This window comes from Shouchella rhizosphaerae (assembly GCF_900142675.1).
Classification (GTDB): domain Bacteria; phylum Bacillota; class Bacilli; order Bacillales; family Bacillaceae_D; genus Shouchella; species Shouchella rhizosphaerae.
This window is the reverse complement of record NZ_FRBS01000001.1, coordinates 726,013-744,075: the sequence shown is the minus strand read 5'-3', so window position 1 is coordinate 744,075 and position 18,063 is coordinate 726,013. Positions and strand designations below refer to the sequence as shown.

Here is an 18,063-nt window from a genome sequence, read left to right as displayed (position 1 = left end):
ACGTGTCTCAATCGTTTGTTGTCATTGATTTGGAAACAACCGGAAACTCGCCAGATCAAGGCGCAAAAATGATACAAATTGGAGCGGTTAAGGTGGAAGGTTGCACGATTACGGATCGGTTCTCAACATTTGTGGATCCTGGTTGCAGCATTCCGCCTTTTATTACAGAATTAACAGGCATCACGGATAAAGATGTGGAGGGGGCGCCTGTTTTTCGAGAAATTGCAACCGATTTGCTTGCCTTTATGGAAGGCTCCAGTTTAGTTGCCCATAACGTGCCTTTTGATAAAGGCTTTTTAGAAGCGCAATTGGAAACAGAAGGATTAAGGCTTCCAAAATGTTGCCAATTTGATACCGTTGAACTTTCAAGGGTATTGTTGCCGACGCAGGAAAGCTACAAATTGTCAGAGCTATCAAGCAGCCTTGATATGGACCACGATCGACCCCATCGCGCTGATAGCGACGCAGAAATAACAGCAGAACTGTTTATTAAACTCTTACATAAACTAGAACGGCTGCCGCTTGTGACATTGCAATCATTAGAGCAAGTCGCAAAGGGATTGAAAAGCGACTGGGACGTATTAACGCGGCCGTTGATTCAAAAAAAATGGATGAAAGTAGACGAAGACGAAAGAGAATATGACTTGTTTCGGCAACTGGCGCTTAAACGCGTGGCAGAGGAGAGCGAAAGCAGCGAGTCATCCGACCATAAACCGTTTGTTGAAGTAGAGGACGAGCTTTTTTCTAGTAGTGGCGCCATCGCCCGTGTCTTTGACTCATTTGAAGATCGTCCAGGGCAAAAGCAGATGATGAAAGAAGTTTACGCTGCGTTTGAAGAACACGCTCATGCGCTTATTGAAGCCGGTACCGGCACTGGGAAAACGTTGGCGTATTTAGTACCGAGCGCTTACTTTGCTTACTCCAAGAAAAAGCCAGTGGTGCTGTCGACCTATACGATTCCGTTGCAAGAGCAACTATTGCAACGAGATTTGCGCTTGCTTGCTTCCATTGTTCCTTTTCCACTACGTACGGCTGTCCTCAAAGGAAGGAGCCATTATCTCGATTTACGCAAATTTGAACAGGCGTTGCAACAGCTAGAAAACGACTCTTATGACGTTTGTTTAACGAAAGCCCAATTGCTTGTTTGGCTGCTTGAAACAGATTATGGCGATGTGGAAGAGTTAAATTTGACAACAGGAGGGCGCAGCTTTTGGCCAATGGTCCAAAGCGACCCCGAGTCTGATTTAGGCAAGTACAATCCGTGGTTTTCCCGGTGTTTTTACCATCGCTCTCGCCGGCAAGCGAAAAAAGCAGATTTAATTATTACGAACCATGCATTGCTGTTAACAGACGTTGTGCAAACTCATTCGGTTTTGCCCTCCTATAGCCACGCGGTCATTGATGAAGCCCATCATTTCCAAGAGGCGGCGAGCGCTTACTTTGGGCTAACGGCTAGTTTTTTATCGGTTAGTTTTGCCATTCAACGCATCGGTGATGACCATCACGAATACGGTGCCATCGCGCGTTTAGAAACGCTCGGGGAACAAATGAAGCAGCCGCTAGCGCTTGACGACGCAAAAGAAGGGCTTGTTCGCTTTCGAGAAGACACCGATGAACTGTTCCGAATGATCCACGTGTTTGCTTTAGACGCACAAGAAAGCAATGCGACAGATGTAGGGCGTATTAGTTATGTATATAAAAGCTTTTCAGAAGAAGGCATGCTTTGGCAAGCGATTCTTGAGTGCGCGATGCGCTTGCAGCTTCACGGCGAGCAAGTGCTGGCGGCTTTAAAGGCGGCTTATCAAGTAGTCGAGGAAAAAGTGGAAGCGGAATACGAAAGCCGTTCTCTTCTAGCTGATACACAAGGGGCAATTGCTGCTTTTGAGGAAACGGTACAATTGCTGTATGAGCTCCTCCTTGAATACGACGACAATTATGTTTACTGGATTGAAGTGGAGCCAAAAGGGGCAAAAAATGCTACTTATTTGTATGCAAAGCCGATTGAAGTCTCAGAAAGGCTGGCTGACCAATTTTTTGCCAAAAAGAAAAGCGTCGTTCTGACATCGGCGACTTTGACAGTCAACCAATCATTTGATTACCAAATTGACAGGCTAGGCTTAGTTGATTTTGGTGTGAAAACGAAACAAATTGAGTCTCCTTTTTCTTATGCGCAGCAAGCAAAATTGCTTATTCCTTATGATATTCCCGATGTCCGTGGCCCAGATGATGAGCTGTTTGCACAGGACATCGCCATTAAAATATGGCGAATTACGGAAGTGATGCAACGAAAAGCGCTTGTCCTCTTTACTTCTTATGATATGCTCAAAAAGGTATTTTATTATGTAAAGGACTTAAACGACGAAGGCAAATTGGCGTTAATTGGCCAAGGAGTGACCAGCGGTTCGCGGATGAGGCTGTTAAAGTTATTCAAACAAGCTGAGCAAAGGGCGGTGCTGTTTGGCACAAATAGCTTTTGGGAAGGAATCGACCTCCCAGGCAACGAGTTGGAGTGCCTCATTATTGTCAGGCTTCCATTTGCACCGCCGAATTTGCCATTAAACCGGGCACAAATGGAGCGAGCAAAAGCAGAGGGGAAAAACCCTTTTACTGATTTGGCTCTCCCTCAAGCAGTCATTCGTTTTAAACAAGGATTTGGGCGGTTAATTCGTACGAAAGGAGACAGAGGGCTCATCTTTGTTTTTGACCGGCGGATTGTAACAACCCGTTATGGTCGGACATTCATCGATTCGCTGCCGGATGTACCAGTATACGAAGGGAAGCTGGAAAGGTTGCTTGAAGACCACCTTGACTTTAGGGAGGAACAGTCGTGAAGACGATCATCAAAAATGCAAAAGTAATAACGATGAATGAAGCAAGGACGATACACGAGCATGGCTATGTCATCATTGAAGACGGCGTATTTACGGCGATTGAGCACGGGGAGCCGGCAGAAGAGGCTGCAAAAGGAGCGAATGTAGTCAATGCTGATAAAAAGTGGCTCATGCCAGGGCTAATCAACACGCACGGCCATACAGGAATGTCTTTGTTCCGTGGCGTTAGCGATGACTTGCCTCTGTCTAAGTGGCTTGCAGAACACATTTGGCCACTGGAACAAAAACTTGACCAAAAAGCAGTAGAAGCAGCCCGCCTTTTAAGTATGGTGGAGATGATTGAATCTGGAACAACGACGTTTTTAGAAATGTACCATTTGCATCTGGACGATTTCGCTGCGGCGGTTGAAGAAGCAGGCATGCGGGCAACATTGATGCGGTCTGTGATCGGCCTCTGTTCAAAAGAAGAACAGGAAGAAAAATTAGCAGAATCTCTTGGGTTTGCAAGAAGATGGCATAAACAGGCAAATGGGCGAATTCAAACGATGCTCGCCCCTCACGCCCCGTATACATGCCCGCCTGATTACATCGAGCGCATTGTGGAAGCTGCTCGCCAAGAAGGTTTGCCTGTCCATATGCATCTTGCTGAAACAAGAAAAGAAATCCACGATTATATGGATGAATATGGCATGCATCCAGTTGAGCTTTTGCAAGAAAGAGATCTACTTAGCGGGACAGAATGGCTGTTTGCCCATGGCGTCCATATGCATGAGCAGCATTATGAACTGTTGGGCGCTCATCAAGCAGCTGTTTCCCACAATCCGAAAAGCAATTTGAAACTTGGCTCTGGCATTGCCCAAGTAGCAAGTATGCAAAAACACGGCATCGTTGTTTCCCTTGGCACGGATTCGGTTGCTTCCAATAACGCTCTCGACTTATTTGAAGAAATGCGCACAGCCGTGTTGCTGCAGCGGGGCATTAATGAACAAGCTGACATTGTCACGACATGGGAAGGATTGAATATGGCTACGTCCAACGGTGCGAAAGCATTGCGCTTTGCCAATCTAGGGACGATCGAAGTAGGTCAGCAAGCTGATTTTATTATGCTTAACCCTGAACAAGCCCACTTGCACCCAAGCAGCCAGGCTGTTTCACATCTTGTCTTTGCCGCGAAAGGGTCTGATGTAACGGACGTGTATGTCCAAGGGGCGCCGTTAATGAAAGACAAGCAGTTGCTTACGCTAGACAAAGAACGAATTTTAAAGGAAGCGAACGAACAGCTTCGCCGCTTGCAACAATGAACACGCGCAGTTAAAAAACGCTGCGGCGTCCGCAGCGTTTTGAGGTGTGGGTAGAAGGTTTTTAGTCAGTTTCAGCCTGCGTGTCTGCTCCTTGAGCAGAGGTTGCGACAAACATCGCCGGAAATGCGGTTTGTTTTAGTGTGAACGGCCAGACGTCTTCAATGGACTCATTGGCCCGACAAAGCAAAGCAGCTTTGTCTTTGTTCTGCTGAAACCACTCGGCTAAGCCATATTGATTCATTTAAAAACGCCCCCCTTCAACTGGCGTATCCTTAGTATGGCACGAAGGGTCGGGGCTATGTTTAGCAATGATTGTGGGTGAGTGTAGATATTGGCGTGTATAAACGAAGGAAGGGGCGTATCGTTTTGGAGCGTTCAGATATGAAAATGAAAGTGCTGTCGACTGTGACAGTGGAGAAAACAGATGATTTTTATAAAGTAGTGGACCAACTAAATCGAACCTTAAAAGACAAGGGTTTGACATTTGGCTACGCGCTTGATGAAAAGGATCATTCAAAAATAACAATGACGATTTATGAAGTGTGAGTGGAAGCGAATGAAAAAAAAGCTAAGCATCATTTTTTCTGTTGTTTTACTTATTGTAATTGGGCTTGGGATTTACCTGTATACGGCGATTCGTAGTCCATTAACCGAGGGAGCAAAAGAAGCAACTGCTTTTGTGACGGAGCAAGGGATGATGGCCGAAGTGGACGACGTGTCTTTTTACCATGGAGAAGAAAGCTATTGGATCGTATCTGGCACGAGCGATGAGGGAGAAGTCCTGTTTGCGTGGGTAAACGACGATCCCGAAAAACGGGAGTCAACGCTTGTGCTCCCTCAACATGCAGGTGTGCCTATAGAGGAAATGAAAGAAACCGTTGCCCAAGAATTAGGCGTTACCGCTTTTGATTCCGTGCGCCTTGGGTATGAAAACGGCCAAGCGGTTTATGAATTTACGTATACATCGGATACGCAAGGGAAATTATTTTATTACACCGCTTTTGAAACAGGCGAATATATGAAAAGCTTTAGTATTCGCACGAATTAATGCTAATTCATTCGCCAATTGACGGCGAAAAACAGATGAAGGTATAATAATGAAGTCTTTTTTAGAGAACGGAAAATGTCGTTTGGCAGGAGGAGTCACGAGTGAAAACAACAATCGCCCAAGTGGGACGTTATGTCAATGAACAAGTAACGATCGGCGCATGGATTGCTAACAAACGGTCAAGTGGAAAAATCGCATTTTTGCAACTGCGAGACGGGACAGGCTTCATTCAAGGAGTCGTCGTCAAAGCGGAAGTGCCTGAGGATGTATTTGCGTTAGCGAAATCGATCACGCAAGAAAGCTCTCTTTATGTTACAGGCACCGTTCGTGAAGATGAACGCTCGCCGTCAGGCTATGAGCTTTCGGTAGAACAGATCGAACTCATTCACCAAGCGACTGACTACCCGATCACACCAAAACAACATGGAACCGAGTTTTTAATGGATCACCGCCATTTATGGCTACGTTCAAAACGGCAACATGCAATTATGAAAATCCGCAGTCAAATCATTCGTTCGACGTATGACTTTTTCAGTGAGCGTGGCTTTACAAAGTTGGATTCGCCGATTTTAACAGGCAGCTCGCCTGAAGGGACATCAGAGCTTTTCCATACAAAGTATTTTGATGAAGATGCGTACTTGTCCCAAAGCGGCCAACTTTACGCTGAAGCAGGAGCGATGGCGTTAGGGCGCGTTTTTACATTTGGCCCGACATTCCGCGCTGAAAAATCAAAAACACGACGCCATTTAATTGAGTTCTGGATGATTGAACCGGAAATGGCATTTGTGGAACACGAGGAAAGCTTAGAGATTCAAGAGCAGTATGTGGCCCACTTGGCCAAAGCTGTTCTTGACCATTGTCAACTGGAATTGAAGCAACTTGGCCGGGATGTAACGAAACTGGAAGCAATCAAAGCACCGTTTCCGCGGATCACCTATGATGAAGCGCTTGATTTGCTCAAAGAAAAAGGGTTTGATGACATTTCATGGGGCGATGATTTTGGCTCTCCGCATGAAACAGCGATTGCTGAGCATTTCGACAAACCGGTGTTTATTACACGTTACCCAAGGTCATTAAAGCCGTTTTACATGCAGCCTGCCCCTGATCGTGACGATGTTGTCCTTTGTGCAGACTTAATTGCTCCAGAAGGATATGGAGAAATCATTGGCGGGTCTGAACGGATTCATGATTACGATTTGCTTAAACAAGAACTGGAAAAGCACAATTTGCCGTTAGATGCGTATGGATGGTATTTGGATTTGCGTAAATACGGGTCTGTTCCCCATTCAGGCTTTGGCTTAGGGCTCGAACGTACGGTAGCGTGGCTGTCCGGTACGGAACATGTCAGGGAGACGATTCCGTTTCCACGGTTATTGAACCGCCTGTACCCATAAACAGAACGAGGCTGGCCTTGGAATTTTTCAAGCCGGCCTTTTGTTTTTTCCCAACCGTCCCTTAGCCCATGGTATACTATAGCTTCAAGAGGTGGTTTGAATGAATCAGCACGTATTTTTAAAATGGGCGCAGCAAAAGCATTTATCGATCCCTTCGCTGCTACTAGAACATTATACCGATCTACAACTAGACGAGTATGAATTCGTTGCTATTTTGCACATTCAGTCGTTTTTAGATGGAGGCGATGCGTTTCCAACTCCACAGTTATTAAGCGAACGCATGTCAATCAACCTCGATGATTGCGCCAAATTAATCGGTGCACTCGTGAAAAAAAAGCTGCTTGCCATTGAGAATCGCCTTGATGATACAGGGGTTTTTTATGAGAACTATACGCTTGAACCATTGTGGGCCGCGTTGATCCGTTTGCTCGAACAAAAAGGCAGAGACGTGCAGACAAAAACGCAAAAAAAGCAAGAAGGGGAGCTGTATCAACAGTTTGAACAGGAATTCGCCAGGCCGCTTTCCCCAATCGAGGCTGAAACATTGTCCATGTGGCTCGACGAAGACAAGCACTCGGCTGAATTAATTAGCGCCGCTTTGCGAGAAGCCGTTGTTTCTGGAAAGCTCAATTTCCGTTATATTGACCGAATTCTGTTTGAATGGAAGCGCAATAGCATTAAGACGGTAGAAGAGGCCAAAGCCCATAGCGAGCGGTTCCGTAAAAAAAGCACGTCTAAACCACGAAGAGAAACGGCCAATACGCAAGACATTCCTGGTTTTCATTGGCTCGAAAATTTATAAGGAGTTTCGCGATGTTGTCAAAAAAAGATACACAATATGCAATTGATCAAATGGGAGAGCTTTTTCCAGAAGCTGAATGCGAGCTAACCCATTCCAATCCGTTTGAGTTGTTAATTGCAGTTGTCCTTTCTGCTCAGTGTACTGATGCACTCGTCAACAAAGTAACACCGAAGTTGTTTGCCAAATATAAAACGCCAGAAGACTACGTGCAAGTCCCTTTAGAAGAACTACAAGAAGATATCCGTTCCATTGGCCTCTATCGAAACAAGGCAAAAAACATTAAAAAGTTGTCTCAGTCACTGCTTGAGCATTTTGATGGACAAGTGCCTAGAGAGAGGGAACAGCTTGAGTCCCTTGCTGGCGTCGGTAGAAAAACAGCAAATGTCGTGACAAGTGTCGCTTTTGGCGAGCCAGCCATTGCCGTTGACACCCATGTAGAGCGAGTCTCAAAACGCCTTGGCATTTGTCGTTGGAAAGACAATGTCCGCCAAGTTGAAGAGACGCTAATGAAAAAAATTAAAAAAGAAGATTGGTCCGATGCCCACCATCGACTGATTTTTTTTGGCCGTTACCATTGCAAAGCGCAAGCGCCGAAATGCCCGACATGTCCTCTGTTAGACATGTGTAGGGAAGGAAAAAAGCGCATGAAAAAAAGCATGGTTGAAGCATGAACAGACGGATGCGCTAAATTTGCAAATACGATAGAGAAAATAGAAAGGAAGACAGAAGTGAGCGGAATGACTGGAACGACGACTGTAGAGTGGACAGAAAAAGAAAAGCAAAATTGGCAGGCGATTGAGACAAAGCAATCGTTTCGCCTCGCTTTTAGCGGCCATTTTTCCGCCGGGAAATCGACGCTTCTGAATGAGCTTCTCGGTGCGCCTCTGTTGCCAACGAGCCCGATTCCGACAAGCGCAAACCAAGTAATCATTGGCCAAGGCGACATTCGTGTTGTATTAGAGAAAGCAAGTGGCGAAGAGGAAAACTGGCAAGGGGCAATTGATTGGGATGCTGTCAAACGTTCAGGCATGGACGGCACTAAAATCAAACGGCTGCGCATTTATGCCCCCATTCCTTTTTTAAAACATGGCAGCGAACTTATGGATACACCTGGCGTCGACTCGACGGATCCTACTCATCAACGTGTGACATTAGATGCCCTTTATACAACCGATGCAATTGTATTTGTTATGGATTATAACCATGTAAAAGCGGAAACGAACCTCTATTTTTTAAAACAACTTAGCACAGAAGGAAAGCCTCTGTTTTTAGTGATTAACCAAATTGATAAACATGAAGAAGGAGAACTTTCGTTTGCTGCATACAGGGAAAGTATTGAAAGCACGCTTAAAGAATGGGGCATCCGGTATGTAACGATTTATTATACGAGCATGAAAAAAACAGGTATCCCTGAAAACGAACTAGTCCGGTTTAAACAGGAAATGAAAGCATTGCTTTTAGCCGGCAACCGCTTAGCTGAAGCAAGCAAAAACCGGTTGAAACACAGTTTTTATAAATCTGTGCAGCGGCGTCTCCAGGAAGAAAAAGACGAAGCGGTTCATCTCCTTGATGAACAGGCAGCTGCCCAAGGTGCCTCTTTCGAAACGCTGCTTTCTTACCAAGAAGAGTACGAGCGCCTTGAGCGCTTAAAGGATGCGCATCAAAACAGGCAGAGTCAATTCCAGGGTGAGTGGCAATCGCTTTTCCGACAAGCGACATTGTTTAATGCTGCGCTTATGGAACAAACGCAACAATGGCTGGAAACCCTTCAGCCAAACTTCCGTGTCGGTTGGTTTTTTTCTAAAAAGAAAACCGAAGAAGAGCGGATGCGGCTCCTTAAACAGTTAACACGAGCGTTAGACGATCAAATCCAGTCGCAGCTTGTTTTTCATGTCAAACGTTCTTTGCAAACGATTCCAATAGACCGTTTAGCAAATAAAGAAGCATTTCTTGAAGCGGTTGAGCGCACCGCTTTCCACATTGATGAGTCGTTTGTAAGCAAGCACGCACCGACGGAAACCGTCGGGAGAGAGTACGCCTACCAATTTGCGAAAGAACGCACAGACGAGATTATCCGTGAGGTAAAAAAACGGGCTAATGCTGCTTTAGAAAAAGCACAAGCTGGCTTGCGAACAGCAGATCAAGCGGCGTTGGAAAAAGGAAAGGCTGAACTTGAACAGCATCAACGCTTAAAACCACTTGTCGAAAAATGGGTACAACTCAACCAAGCCTATGCGAATCAAGTGGAAAGCCTTGAAAGTGCTGCGAAAAGAGTGAGCGACAACGGTGCATTTGAACAGGCGTTGCAGGAAGCGCGAAAACAGCAGCTGCCAGAAGACGAGCAGCAACAGACGAATTGGGTAAAAGACATCGTCTTTTCAGACGAGGCGCTTTTCGCTGCAGAGGAGCAAGAGAAGCCAACAGAGCGGCTGCGTTTTAGGCATGAAGCAAACAAAAGCGCTTTGCGTACGCTGCTCCGTCAATATCAAGCGAACATATGGGGCAGCGAGTGGCGAGAGCGCCTTGAACGTCGCCTCAAGCAAATGGAAGAACAGCAGTTTACCATTTCTTTGTTTGGTGCTTTTAGCGCTGGCAAATCAAGTTTTGCCAACGCTCTGCTTGGCGCGGATGTCTTGCCAACATCCCCACATCCAACAACGGCGACGGTCACCCGTGTGCAGCAAGCAACCGATTCATTTAGCCATGGCACTGTCCAAATTCGGTATAAAGGCTATCAAGAGCTCGAACAAGAAATTGCCTCGATCGGCAAACTATTGTCGCTCACTCTTACACCAGAAACATTAACATCCTTTAAGCTGGCAGGTGTCAAAACTGAAACAGCTGCCAAAAAGCAAGCGCGTGCCTATTTACAGACGCTTGCCGCTAGCTTGAAGCAAAGAGAAATGTTGTTATCGACAACAACCACTGTTCCATTAACAGAACTTAGTGAACTTGTTGCCAACGAAGCCCATGCTTGTTTAATTGCCGATGTGTGCATTTACTACGATTGCCTGTTGACAACGCAAGGACTGACGCTCGTTGACACACCTGGCGTCAATTCCATTCATGGCCGTCATACAAATGTTGCTTACGAACAAGTAAGGCGTTCGGATGCAATTTTTTATGTAACGTACTACAACCATTCGTTTTCTAAAACCGATGCCCGCTTTATTGAACAACTTGGTAAAATTAATAAACAATTCACAAGCAACAAGCTTTACTTCGTTTTAAATGCGGTTGATTTAGCCGCTAACCAAAGCGAGCAAAAAGGGGTTGAGGCATATGTGTTACGTTCGTTGCAAAGCGCGGGGGTAGAAAACGCTGCTTTGTACCCAATATCGAGCAAAATTGCCTTGGCCGAAAAGCGAGCAGGCAAGCCTGTAACTGGATTGTTTGCTGCATTTGAAAATGAATTGTACGGAGGAATGCTGCAAACGTTTAAACAGCTGAATGTAGACATTCTTTATGAAGAAGTCGCAGCATATAACCGCTACTTACAACAAATGGCTACTTATGCAAAAGCGGGGGCAGGGAGCCAAAAACAACATAAAGACGAAATAAGCGAATCGCTTGCGCAAATGTACGATGCGTTTTGCCGGGAAGCAGGGGAACCACTTAAACAGCGGCTCCAGCAAGAAGCTAGCGAATTGTTTCTTTATTTGCGCGAACGAATGCAATACATGTTACGTGATGGGTTTGGCGAACATGTAAATGTCGCGACTGTACAGGGAACGACAAAAAAAGCACAGCGTGAATCACTAGCAAAAGCGTTGCGCGAGTGGGGAGAAGACAGCAGTTCATTTCTTGCCCAAGAAGCGAGGGCCACTGCCGTTCGTTTGACGCTATCATTTAAACGCCATTATAGGCGTTGGTTAAAAGAGTGGGAGCAAGCGATTCAGCAAGCTTATGAAGCATTTTATTTGGAAGAGCAAGAAACAATTCCGTTTGCTTTTCAAGTGGAACCTCCTGATATTCGATTTGATACTGAGCGATATGCAAAGAACTTTCAATCGCTTAAATCGCTGTTTGAAGGCGGAGAACTGGACCATGTAAAAGAACAAGCGGCAGCAGAACTAGCTGCTTCAGCTGTTGCTTATGTACGCGATGAGGAAGTGCGTTGCAAGGAAGCAGTCATCCAAGCGGTACAGACGGCCTTTATGGCAGAGAAAGATCGGATGGAAAGCGCCATTGCATTACAGTTGCAGCGGCTTGAAACCGTTAGTAGCCGGGAGTTTGCCCAGCAAATGGAACAAGAAAGCACCGCATTACAAAACTGGCTTGAACAAGAGACAGCAAACCAAAAGGCGCAGCTATAAGCTGCGCCTTTTGGTTGTCGACAAAGTCGATAACCGCCCCTCAGACTGATAGAAAGCGCTTGTCAGACGAGGAGTGCAGGCGAGGGAAGATGCGAATAGAACGTGGGTTCATGAGCATATGACCGAGACAAACGACGATGTATGCGAGCGTTTGGCTACAGTCTGAAGGCGCAGCTATAAGCTGCGCCTTTTGTTATTCCTCAGAACTGCTGTCGCTTTGAGTCGATGAACTTCCATCGGATGAATTGTCTGGCTCATTAGGCGGCGTTTCGTTTCCGTTATTATTGTTGCCGTTCCCGCCGCCATTCGTATTGTCATTGCCGTTCCCCCCGCTGTTCCCATTATCATTGTTTCCATTATCGGAACCAGGGTTAGAACCGTCATTACCGCCATTGTCTGTTCCGTCTCCGTTGCCATCATCGTGGTCATTGCCGCCATCCGCAGGGTCTGTATCTGAACCTGTGTCTGAATCAGAGTCTGAACCATCGTTCTCGCCATTGTTGTTTTCATCATCGTTGCCTTCATCTTCATCAGGCGGTGTTTCCTCGCCATCGTTTGGCTCTTCTTCCTCTTCTTCTGGCTCTTCCTCTTCTTCTGGTTCTTCTTCCTCTTCCTCTTCTTCGGTCCCACCTGGAATTGTTGCTGTTACTGAAACAGCCGCACTTCGTAGACCTGTTCCGTCCGTTGCCTGGGCTCGGACTGTAAAGGTATAAGATTCACCTGGTGTGACTCCCGTTAAGACAGCTTCCATGCTGCCTTCATCTACATTAAGGGAACCGCTGCTGACAGAAGTGGAGAACTTGACGTCATCAACTTCATCGGCAGGATAAGACCAAGAGAATGTCACACTGTTCGATTCTTCGTCATACGAGTAGCTGACGTTGGTTGGGTCAGAAATACTAGCAAATTCCTGCGATACTTCTGTAGGACCAGTGCCTTTGACAAATAGCTCTGTGACAATTTCACTGCTTGGCGTCCCTGCACTAGGCAGCTTGCCGGTGCTGCGTTCGACACGCATCTCTACAACCGAATCGGGCTTCACAAAATCAGGCGTATCGATGCCTTGATGGACTTCCGTCATAATGTGTTTAAACATTCTTTGCGCCGTTTTGCTATGGGCGCTCGTCAAGTAGTTGCCTTCTCCATTTTGCGAAAATCCAATCCACACAGAGGCAGTATAGTTGGTGCTATAGCCTGTAAAGGAAGAAGCCGGGAATCCCCCAGAAGGGATGTTGTACTTCTGCATCGTTTCAGGTACATAGTTCGTTGTTCCTGTTTTTCCGGCGATTGGCACGCCAGGAATTTGGGCTTCTTTGCCTGTTCCGGCAGTGACGACCGTTTTTAACATATCAGTAATCATGTAGCCAGTATAGTCTTCCATCACTTGCGTTGGTTCAGGCTCTGTATTGAGTTCCCGGCCGTCTGGAAACACGATTTTGCGAATTGTATATGGTTCATGGTATTCGCCGTTGTTTCCAAAAGCGGCATACGCGCCGGCCATTTCTTTTGTAGAAACTTCAGCACCACCGAGTGCCGCTGATTCATAACGGTCATTTTCATTTACGACAAACATTTTATCAAGGAAGGCAAAGGCATTGTCGACGCCTTCTTCATTGATGGCTTTTACAGCAGGGACATTTCGTGATTCTGCCAATGCTTGCCGCATCGTCATCGGCCCTTTATACGTCCGGTCATAGTTGCGAATCTCTTTGCTGGCATCAGATTGATAAGTGTACTCTTCATCAACAAAGATTTTAGCTGTTGACCATTGTTGATCGTTAATACCAGGTGCGTAAGAGAGCAGCGGTTTCATCGCCGACCCTTGCTGTCTACGGATGGTCGCATAGTTTTCGACACGGGGATCGTTTTCGTCAATGCCATTTCCCATTGCGCGAATCGCACCTGTTTGCGTTTCAAGCAGCGTAACGCCAGCACGGAAATCTTCGCTTTCTGGGAAGACGAGATCGGCATATTCTCCCGATTTCATGACATGGTCGACATGTTCTTGCGCATCCATATCAAGTGTTGTGTAAACTTTTAAGCCTGAATTGTAAATGTCATTTGTCGACAAGTCGCTCATTTCTTCCAGTTCGGTTAATACTTCATCGTAAAACGTTAAATAGTCGCTGTTTTCGCTTTCTACATAATCCAGTTGCTCTTCAATCGGTGTATTGCGTGCTTCTTCAGCTTCTTCAGCTGTAATAAAACCTTCCCGTTCCATCCGATCAATGACGACATTGCGCCGCTTTTCATTGTTCTCCGGATTTCGGTGTGGATCAAAGTAGCTCGGCCGCTGGGGAATGGCTGCAAGCACGGCTGCATCGGCAACGGTCAAATCGTTTAAGTCTTCTTTGTTGAAATATTTTTCTGCTGCTAATTGTACGCCGTAACCAGCCGATGGCCCAAGGTTGATTTGGTTTAAGTACATTTCCAAGATTTCATCTTTCGTATAACGGCGCTCCAGCTGAATGGCCAAATACTGTTCTTGGATTTTTCTCGTTAATGCTTTTTCATTAGACAAAAATAAATTTTTAACTAGTTGCTGGGTAATCGTTGATGCGCCTTCAGCGCCAAAACCTTCGCGGAAATTGGCCACAACGGCCCCGCCGAGGCGCCTCAAGTCGACTCCAAAATGGTCATAGAAGCGGTGGTCTTCTACAGCAATAAAGGCATTTTTTAAATGGTCAGGCATTTCGTCAATATTGGCATTTATCCGCTTTTCCCCAGAGGCTAGCGTATAAACTTGCTCATCATTCATATCAAAAATCTGCAATGATTGTGGCAGCGTCAAGCGCTCTTCGTCAATATCAGGTGCCCCAGCTACAATAGAGGCAACGGTAATCCCGCCGCCAATAATTGCTAAGCCAATTAAAATCGCCATCGTGGTAAAGATTTTTTTCCATACGCTTCGTTTCTTCCCACCATTTTTTGGCGTTGTGCCATTTTTGCTGCGATTTTGGGCTTTTTTGCGCTCCTGCCTTGATTTATACTCATCTGACATGTCTTACGTCCTCTCCTTTGCATCCCCATTAAAGTAAACGGCGTCAAGCGTCCGCAAATAATCAATGGGCGGATGCAGGCCCGTTTTTACTTGGTGTCCAAGTCGTTCAATCTCTGTTTTTTTAATCGACTTCCGTACGTCCTGATTGTCATAATAATCAATTAAATGTTTGGCATCAAGTAAAAAAACTTCTGCCGATTGAAAAAAGCGAATGAGCACAAAACAAATGCCGCCGTGTTTGCTGACTTCCCGCATGTGATCAACTTGGTGGGGATGAATGTTTTTCAGCGGGAACGACGTTTTGTTTTTTGTTTCTTTTGCTTCGAAATCGATATAGGCGCCTCGGTAAACGCCATTATAATCTGTCGTTGAAGCTTGCTTAAAATAAGCCTCACGGATGACAGCTGCACTTCGTTTTGGGTAATCAACTTTGACAATTTGTACCGGTGTCGGTTTTTTATGGACGACTGCCCGTTGTTGGCTCAAATAATATAAATTTGCCTCGTCAATGTCCTGCTCGAGTGTCATGCCGCGACCGCTATATGTATCGGCTGGTAGTGGCTTTTTTGCTTGCCCTTGTTTAGGGCTGCGTGAGTAGGGCTGTCCATTCGGGTAACGAATTGGCATTTGCCCACATCCTTTCCAAATGGCTTTTGTATGTTTTTTGTCTATATGCGGAAAGGTAACAAAGCATAGTCATTCTTTCATTTTAGCATATTTGTCGTCCGAGTAGCGGAACAGAACACGCGATCTGTTGAAAAATTAACGAAAAAATGAGGGAAAGCATGGGATGAAAGGGATCATTCGTTTTAACAATGTCGATAATATTGCCAGGACGAAAGCATACGAGGCATTCGGCAGGCGTCATCCTGAAATTCGCTGGGCACGGCTTGCTGGAATCGTGTCCCGGAATGCAGGCTGGAATATGACTGACCTTGCCTGTGGCCCACTTGCTTCGATCATACCTAAAGAGACGAGGCAAGCGATTGTCTCTGTTTATGAGCGTGCCAACTGGCTGATTTTTGCAGATGCCTTTCCTCAATTGCAATTATATGCAAAATGGAAACGAACGAAGAACCCTCGTTTTCAAGAGTTGGAACAATTCTTTGTGTCTCGTTTTATGATCGCAGAATGGCGTCGTTTTTGGGAAGAACGTGATGAAATCAGGTTAATGACTGCTTTGATTATCAACGAACAGCTCATGTTGCAGAGGCGTTTTTTAGATGAGCCAGCATTGGAATCTTTTTTCCATTCTGTTTTTTATACGTTAAACGAGCTAGCTCATTTTAGCCATGTTATTTTGCCAACGCCAACGAGCTCAGGATATGCTGAGCGGGTGACGAATTTTGCCGATCCAACAGCGCGTATTGCCCTTGGCAAGCGAATTGCCGCTGTACTTTACGATGCAGAGACCGAGTCAACCATCTTCCAATTTACAAACAAACAAGAGCCAACCGGGTCGCGGAAAGAGTATGACCGATTAGAGAAAGCGTTGCCGCTACGGCTTGTTTATCCGCGTTTTCGTCACAAAGCAGCACCTCGCACCGAGTGGGCCGATAGCCACGACCTAGAGGAAGTGGAATCGTTCTTTAAACCAATTCGTGTTCAGCCTGTATTGGCAGAGAAACAGCGAAAATGGGCAAAATGGGAATTGGCATTGCTAGCCCAAGTTGCCCGCTGGCGAGCAAAATAAAAACTGCACCCTTTTCCGGTGCAGTTCATTTTTTTAGTCATCGACGTTTTTGATTGTGCTAGTCATTCAGCTGGCCGGTTTGGCCCGCCTAATTTTTTATCGCCTGTATAGCGTGTTTTTTCACTGTTGGTTTGGGTCTTAGCGTTTGTTTTTCCTTGGCGATGATCTTTTTTCATTACGGAAAACCTCCTTTCTTTCAGTATGGATAAAAACCGATTCGTTTATGTGTTGTCGAAAAGGAGTGAATGACCGCTGCTAATCCTAGAAAAGAACGACTTTCTTTGTTGAATCCGTTCTAGTTTTGTCAACAGCGTAGGAGAAACAAAATGTTGGGCGAATCAGTTTTTAAACAAATGGAGTTAAAGGAGGTCATTGCATGAAAACGAAAGAAATGTCAGAGGCGATTGGCGTAAATCCGACCACGATTCAAAGATGGACCAAATATTTCAAAATTGATTGCGACGTAACGGAACAAGGGCACTTTCTTTATACCGAAAAACATCTGCAACTATTTAGAAAAATAAAGCGTGAGCTTGACGAAGGGAAGCGCATGAAGGAGATCAACTTGAATGAACGCCAAGGCCAAGGGGAGCCGAGTGTTCCTACAAAGCAATATGAAGCAAAGCTTGAAAAGATGTTGGTGCAAGTGGACGCCCTCGAAGAAAAGCTAGCGACAAAAGCCGATGACGTTGTCAGTTACCAATTGCTCAAGCATCGAAGCGAGCTCGATGAAATGATGAAACTAGTCGGAACTCTTGAAGACAGACTGTTGTTCATTGAAAAGCGGATGATGAGCCATCATCACCAGGAAAAGCAAGTAGTCAATGAACATACGCCGAAGAAGATAAAGCGCGGACCGTGGAGATCGTTTATGAACTTGTTTGCCTTTTAAACGAAAAGATATGCTACACTTTTTGCTGTGGGAGGTGTAGCCAGTGGATACTTTAAAGTCATTAACAGAGGAGCTCCTTGCTTTAACAGAGGAAGCCGAACGATACTATATTGAAGTGGTGAAGCAAGATTCGACCTATGAAGTCGATTTTCATCATCAGGTCAAGCCATTTGCCGATAAAGTTCAGCCCTTAGCAGCAGCATGGCTACCAATCGCCAAAGCATTCTTAGTGAAAACCAATCCTAGAGATTTGCATGTCAGTCAGCTTGAACAAACGGTTGAGAATTTAGATGTAGTTGCGATTAAGTCGTTTTATCCTTCATCTGGGATGAAGCGCCAGCGTGAAACGTTTAAATCGGTTCGTTATGTGCTAAGCGGTTTGTTGGCTGAAATGGAACGAGTTGCGTCTGAACAATAAACGCGCTTGATTGGAATGACCCCAGGCGCGACAAATGGAAGCAAGCCCACACATTTGTGTGAGCTTGCTTCTTTTCCAATTTAGCCTTTATCAGTGATAGTTAAAAAAGCGAGAAAGGCAAGTGTAGCGACAGACAAAATGTTGAGGATAACGCGTAAAAAACCGTCATTCTCTTCAACTTGTTCAGTTGATTCCGCCGCAGCGGCAAGCACAGCAGGCTCATAAGCAAGCACAACAATGGCTACTATAAGAGCGGCAGCAAAGAGTCCTTTCTTTAACATCAGACCTCTCCTTTTCCAATAAAAACGGATATGTATCTCATCTGCAAACGTTCTCACTCCTATTATAAAAGATCGTTTGAGCTTGT

The 18,063-nt window shown here is 45.6% G+C and carries 16 protein-coding genes; 11 read left to right on the top strand and 5 right to left on the bottom strand.

The features are described 5' to 3' along the window. Positions 1-2 precede the first annotated feature (2 nt). The gene (gene dinG / locus BUC05_RS03860; protein WP_011246906.1) at positions 3-2,831 is read left to right on the top strand and encodes an ATP-dependent DNA helicase DinG; all 2,829 of its coding nucleotides are present in this window, start codon (positions 3-5) and stop codon (positions 2,829-2,831) included. Then, positions 2,828-4,132, top strand: a complete 1,305-nt coding sequence (locus tag BUC05_RS03855) for an amidohydrolase family protein (protein WP_035201189.1) — start codon at positions 2,828-2,830, stop codon at positions 4,130-4,132. The genes dinG and BUC05_RS03855 overlap by 4 nt, the downstream gene beginning before the upstream one ends. A gap of 61 nt (positions 4,133-4,193) precedes the next feature. Here BUC05_RS03855 and BUC05_RS03850 read toward each other — a convergent pair whose 3' ends face one another. Next, positions 4,194-4,373 carry a hypothetical protein gene (locus BUC05_RS03850; protein WP_035201187.1) on the bottom strand — a complete coding sequence of 60 codons (180 nt, stop codon included), beginning with the start codon at positions 4,371-4,373 and terminating at the stop codon, positions 4,194-4,196. Positions 4,374-4,498: 125 nt separating this feature from the next. Between BUC05_RS03850 and BUC05_RS03845 the strand changes: the two genes are divergently transcribed. The 6 genes from BUC05_RS03845 to BUC05_RS03820 all read left to right on the top strand — a co-directional run bounded on the left by BUC05_RS03845 (position 4,499) and on the right by BUC05_RS03820 (position 11,692). Further along, on the top strand, positions 4,499-4,678 hold the full coding sequence (locus BUC05_RS03845) for a YpmA family protein (protein ID WP_011246904.1): 180 nt from the start codon (positions 4,499-4,501) through the stop codon (positions 4,676-4,678). A gap of 10 nt (positions 4,679-4,688) precedes the next feature. After that, positions 4,689-5,180, top strand: coding sequence for a cell wall elongation regulator TseB-like domain-containing protein (locus BUC05_RS03840; RefSeq protein WP_073304110.1), 492 nt, complete (start codon positions 4,689-4,691; stop codon positions 5,178-5,180). Between the two features lie 101 nt (positions 5,181-5,281). Beyond that, positions 5,282-6,574, top strand: a complete 1,293-nt coding sequence (gene asnS, locus BUC05_RS03835) for an asparagine--tRNA ligase (RefSeq protein WP_011246902.1) — start codon at positions 5,282-5,284, stop codon at positions 6,572-6,574. A gap of 100 nt (positions 6,575-6,674) precedes the next feature. After that, entirely contained in the window at positions 6,675-7,376 is a 702-nt protein-coding gene (locus tag BUC05_RS03830) for a DnaD domain-containing protein (protein ID WP_011246901.1), read from the top strand. A gap of 11 nt (positions 7,377-7,387) precedes the next feature. After that, positions 7,388-8,047, top strand: coding sequence for an endonuclease III (gene nth, locus BUC05_RS03825; protein WP_011246900.1), 660 nt, complete (start codon positions 7,388-7,390; stop codon positions 8,045-8,047). 66 nt (positions 8,048-8,113) lie between these two features. Continuing rightward, positions 8,114-11,692: a dynamin family protein gene (locus BUC05_RS03820; RefSeq protein WP_244153285.1), complete on the top strand. Its 3,579-nt coding sequence runs from the start codon at positions 8,114-8,116 to the stop codon at positions 11,690-11,692. 193 nt (positions 11,693-11,885) lie between these two features. Here the strand turns inward: BUC05_RS03820 and BUC05_RS03815 are convergent, their stop codons facing one another. Together BUC05_RS03815 and recU are read right to left on the bottom strand one after the other, a co-directional pair. Beyond that, a complete protein-coding gene (locus BUC05_RS03815) occupies positions 11,886-14,693 on the bottom strand; it encodes a penicillin-binding protein 1A (RefSeq protein ID WP_073304105.1) in 2,808 nt (935 codons plus the stop codon). A gap of 3 nt (positions 14,694-14,696) precedes the next feature. Continuing rightward, on the bottom strand, positions 14,697-15,320 hold the full coding sequence (gene recU / locus BUC05_RS03810; RefSeq protein WP_011246897.1) for a Holliday junction resolvase RecU: 624 nt from the start codon (positions 15,318-15,320) through the stop codon (positions 14,697-14,699). Positions 15,321-15,483: 163 nt separating this feature from the next. Between recU and BUC05_RS03805 the strand changes: the two genes are divergently transcribed. Further along, a complete protein-coding gene (locus tag BUC05_RS03805) occupies positions 15,484-16,386 on the top strand; it encodes a DUF2515 family protein (RefSeq protein ID WP_073304103.1) in 903 nt (300 codons plus the stop codon). A gap of 62 nt (positions 16,387-16,448) precedes the next feature. Here the strand turns inward: BUC05_RS03805 and BUC05_RS21610 are convergent, their stop codons facing one another. Further along, positions 16,449-16,562 carry a spore protein gene (locus tag BUC05_RS21610; protein WP_193760040.1) on the bottom strand — a complete coding sequence of 38 codons (114 nt, stop codon included), beginning with the start codon at positions 16,560-16,562 and terminating at the stop codon, positions 16,449-16,451. Positions 16,563-16,762: 200 nt separating this feature from the next. Between BUC05_RS21610 and racA the strand changes: the two genes are divergently transcribed. Together racA and BUC05_RS03795 are read left to right on the top strand one after the other, a co-directional pair. Continuing rightward, positions 16,763-17,278 (top strand): chromosome-anchoring protein RacA, encoded by a 516-nt coding sequence (gene racA, locus BUC05_RS03800; RefSeq protein ID WP_063609845.1) that lies wholly within the window; start codon positions 16,763-16,765, stop codon positions 17,276-17,278. 43 nt (positions 17,279-17,321) lie between these two features. Next, positions 17,322-17,696, top strand: coding sequence for a YppE family protein (locus tag BUC05_RS03795; protein ID WP_063609846.1), 375 nt, complete (start codon positions 17,322-17,324; stop codon positions 17,694-17,696). 80 nt (positions 17,697-17,776) lie between these two features. Here the strand turns inward: BUC05_RS03795 and BUC05_RS03790 are convergent, their stop codons facing one another. Beyond that, positions 17,777-17,977, bottom strand: a complete 201-nt coding sequence (locus BUC05_RS03790; protein WP_035202566.1) for a hypothetical protein — start codon at positions 17,975-17,977, stop codon at positions 17,777-17,779. Positions 17,978-18,063: the final 86 nt, after the last annotated feature.

Excerpts from the sequence above, each read along its gene's own strand:
- nth (WP_011246900.1), top strand. The coding sequence starts at position 7,388 with ATGTTGTCAAAAAAAGATACACAATATGCAATTGATCAAATGGGAGAG.
- BUC05_RS03820 (WP_244153285.1), top strand. The coding sequence starts at position 8,114 with ATGACTGGAACGACGACTGTAGAGTGGACAGAAAAAGAAAAGCAAAAT.
- BUC05_RS03840 (WP_073304110.1), top strand. The coding sequence starts at position 4,689 with ATGAAAAAAAAGCTAAGCATCATTTTTTCTGTTGTTTTACTTATTGTA.
- BUC05_RS21610 (WP_193760040.1), bottom strand. The coding sequence starts at position 16,562 with ATGAAAAAAGATCATCGCCAAGGAAAAACAAACGCTAAGACCCAAACC.
- BUC05_RS03850 (WP_035201187.1), bottom strand. The coding sequence starts at position 4,373 with ATGAATCAATATGGCTTAGCCGAGTGGTTTCAGCAGAACAAAGACAAA.
- BUC05_RS03805 (WP_073304103.1), top strand. The coding sequence starts at position 15,484 with ATGAAAGGGATCATTCGTTTTAACAATGTCGATAATATTGCCAGGACG.
- BUC05_RS03830 (WP_011246901.1), top strand. The coding sequence starts at position 6,675 with ATGAATCAGCACGTATTTTTAAAATGGGCGCAGCAAAAGCATTTATCG.
- BUC05_RS03790 (WP_035202566.1), bottom strand. The coding sequence starts at position 17,977 with ATGTTAAAGAAAGGACTCTTTGCTGCCGCTCTTATAGTAGCCATTGTT.
- racA (WP_063609845.1), top strand. The coding sequence starts at position 16,763 with ATGAAAACGAAAGAAATGTCAGAGGCGATTGGCGTAAATCCGACCACG.
- BUC05_RS03815 (WP_073304105.1), bottom strand. The coding sequence starts at position 14,693 with ATGTCAGATGAGTATAAATCAAGGCAGGAGCGCAAAAAAGCCCAAAAT.
- recU (WP_011246897.1), bottom strand. The coding sequence starts at position 15,320 with ATGCCAATTCGTTACCCGAATGGACAGCCCTACTCACGCAGCCCTAAA.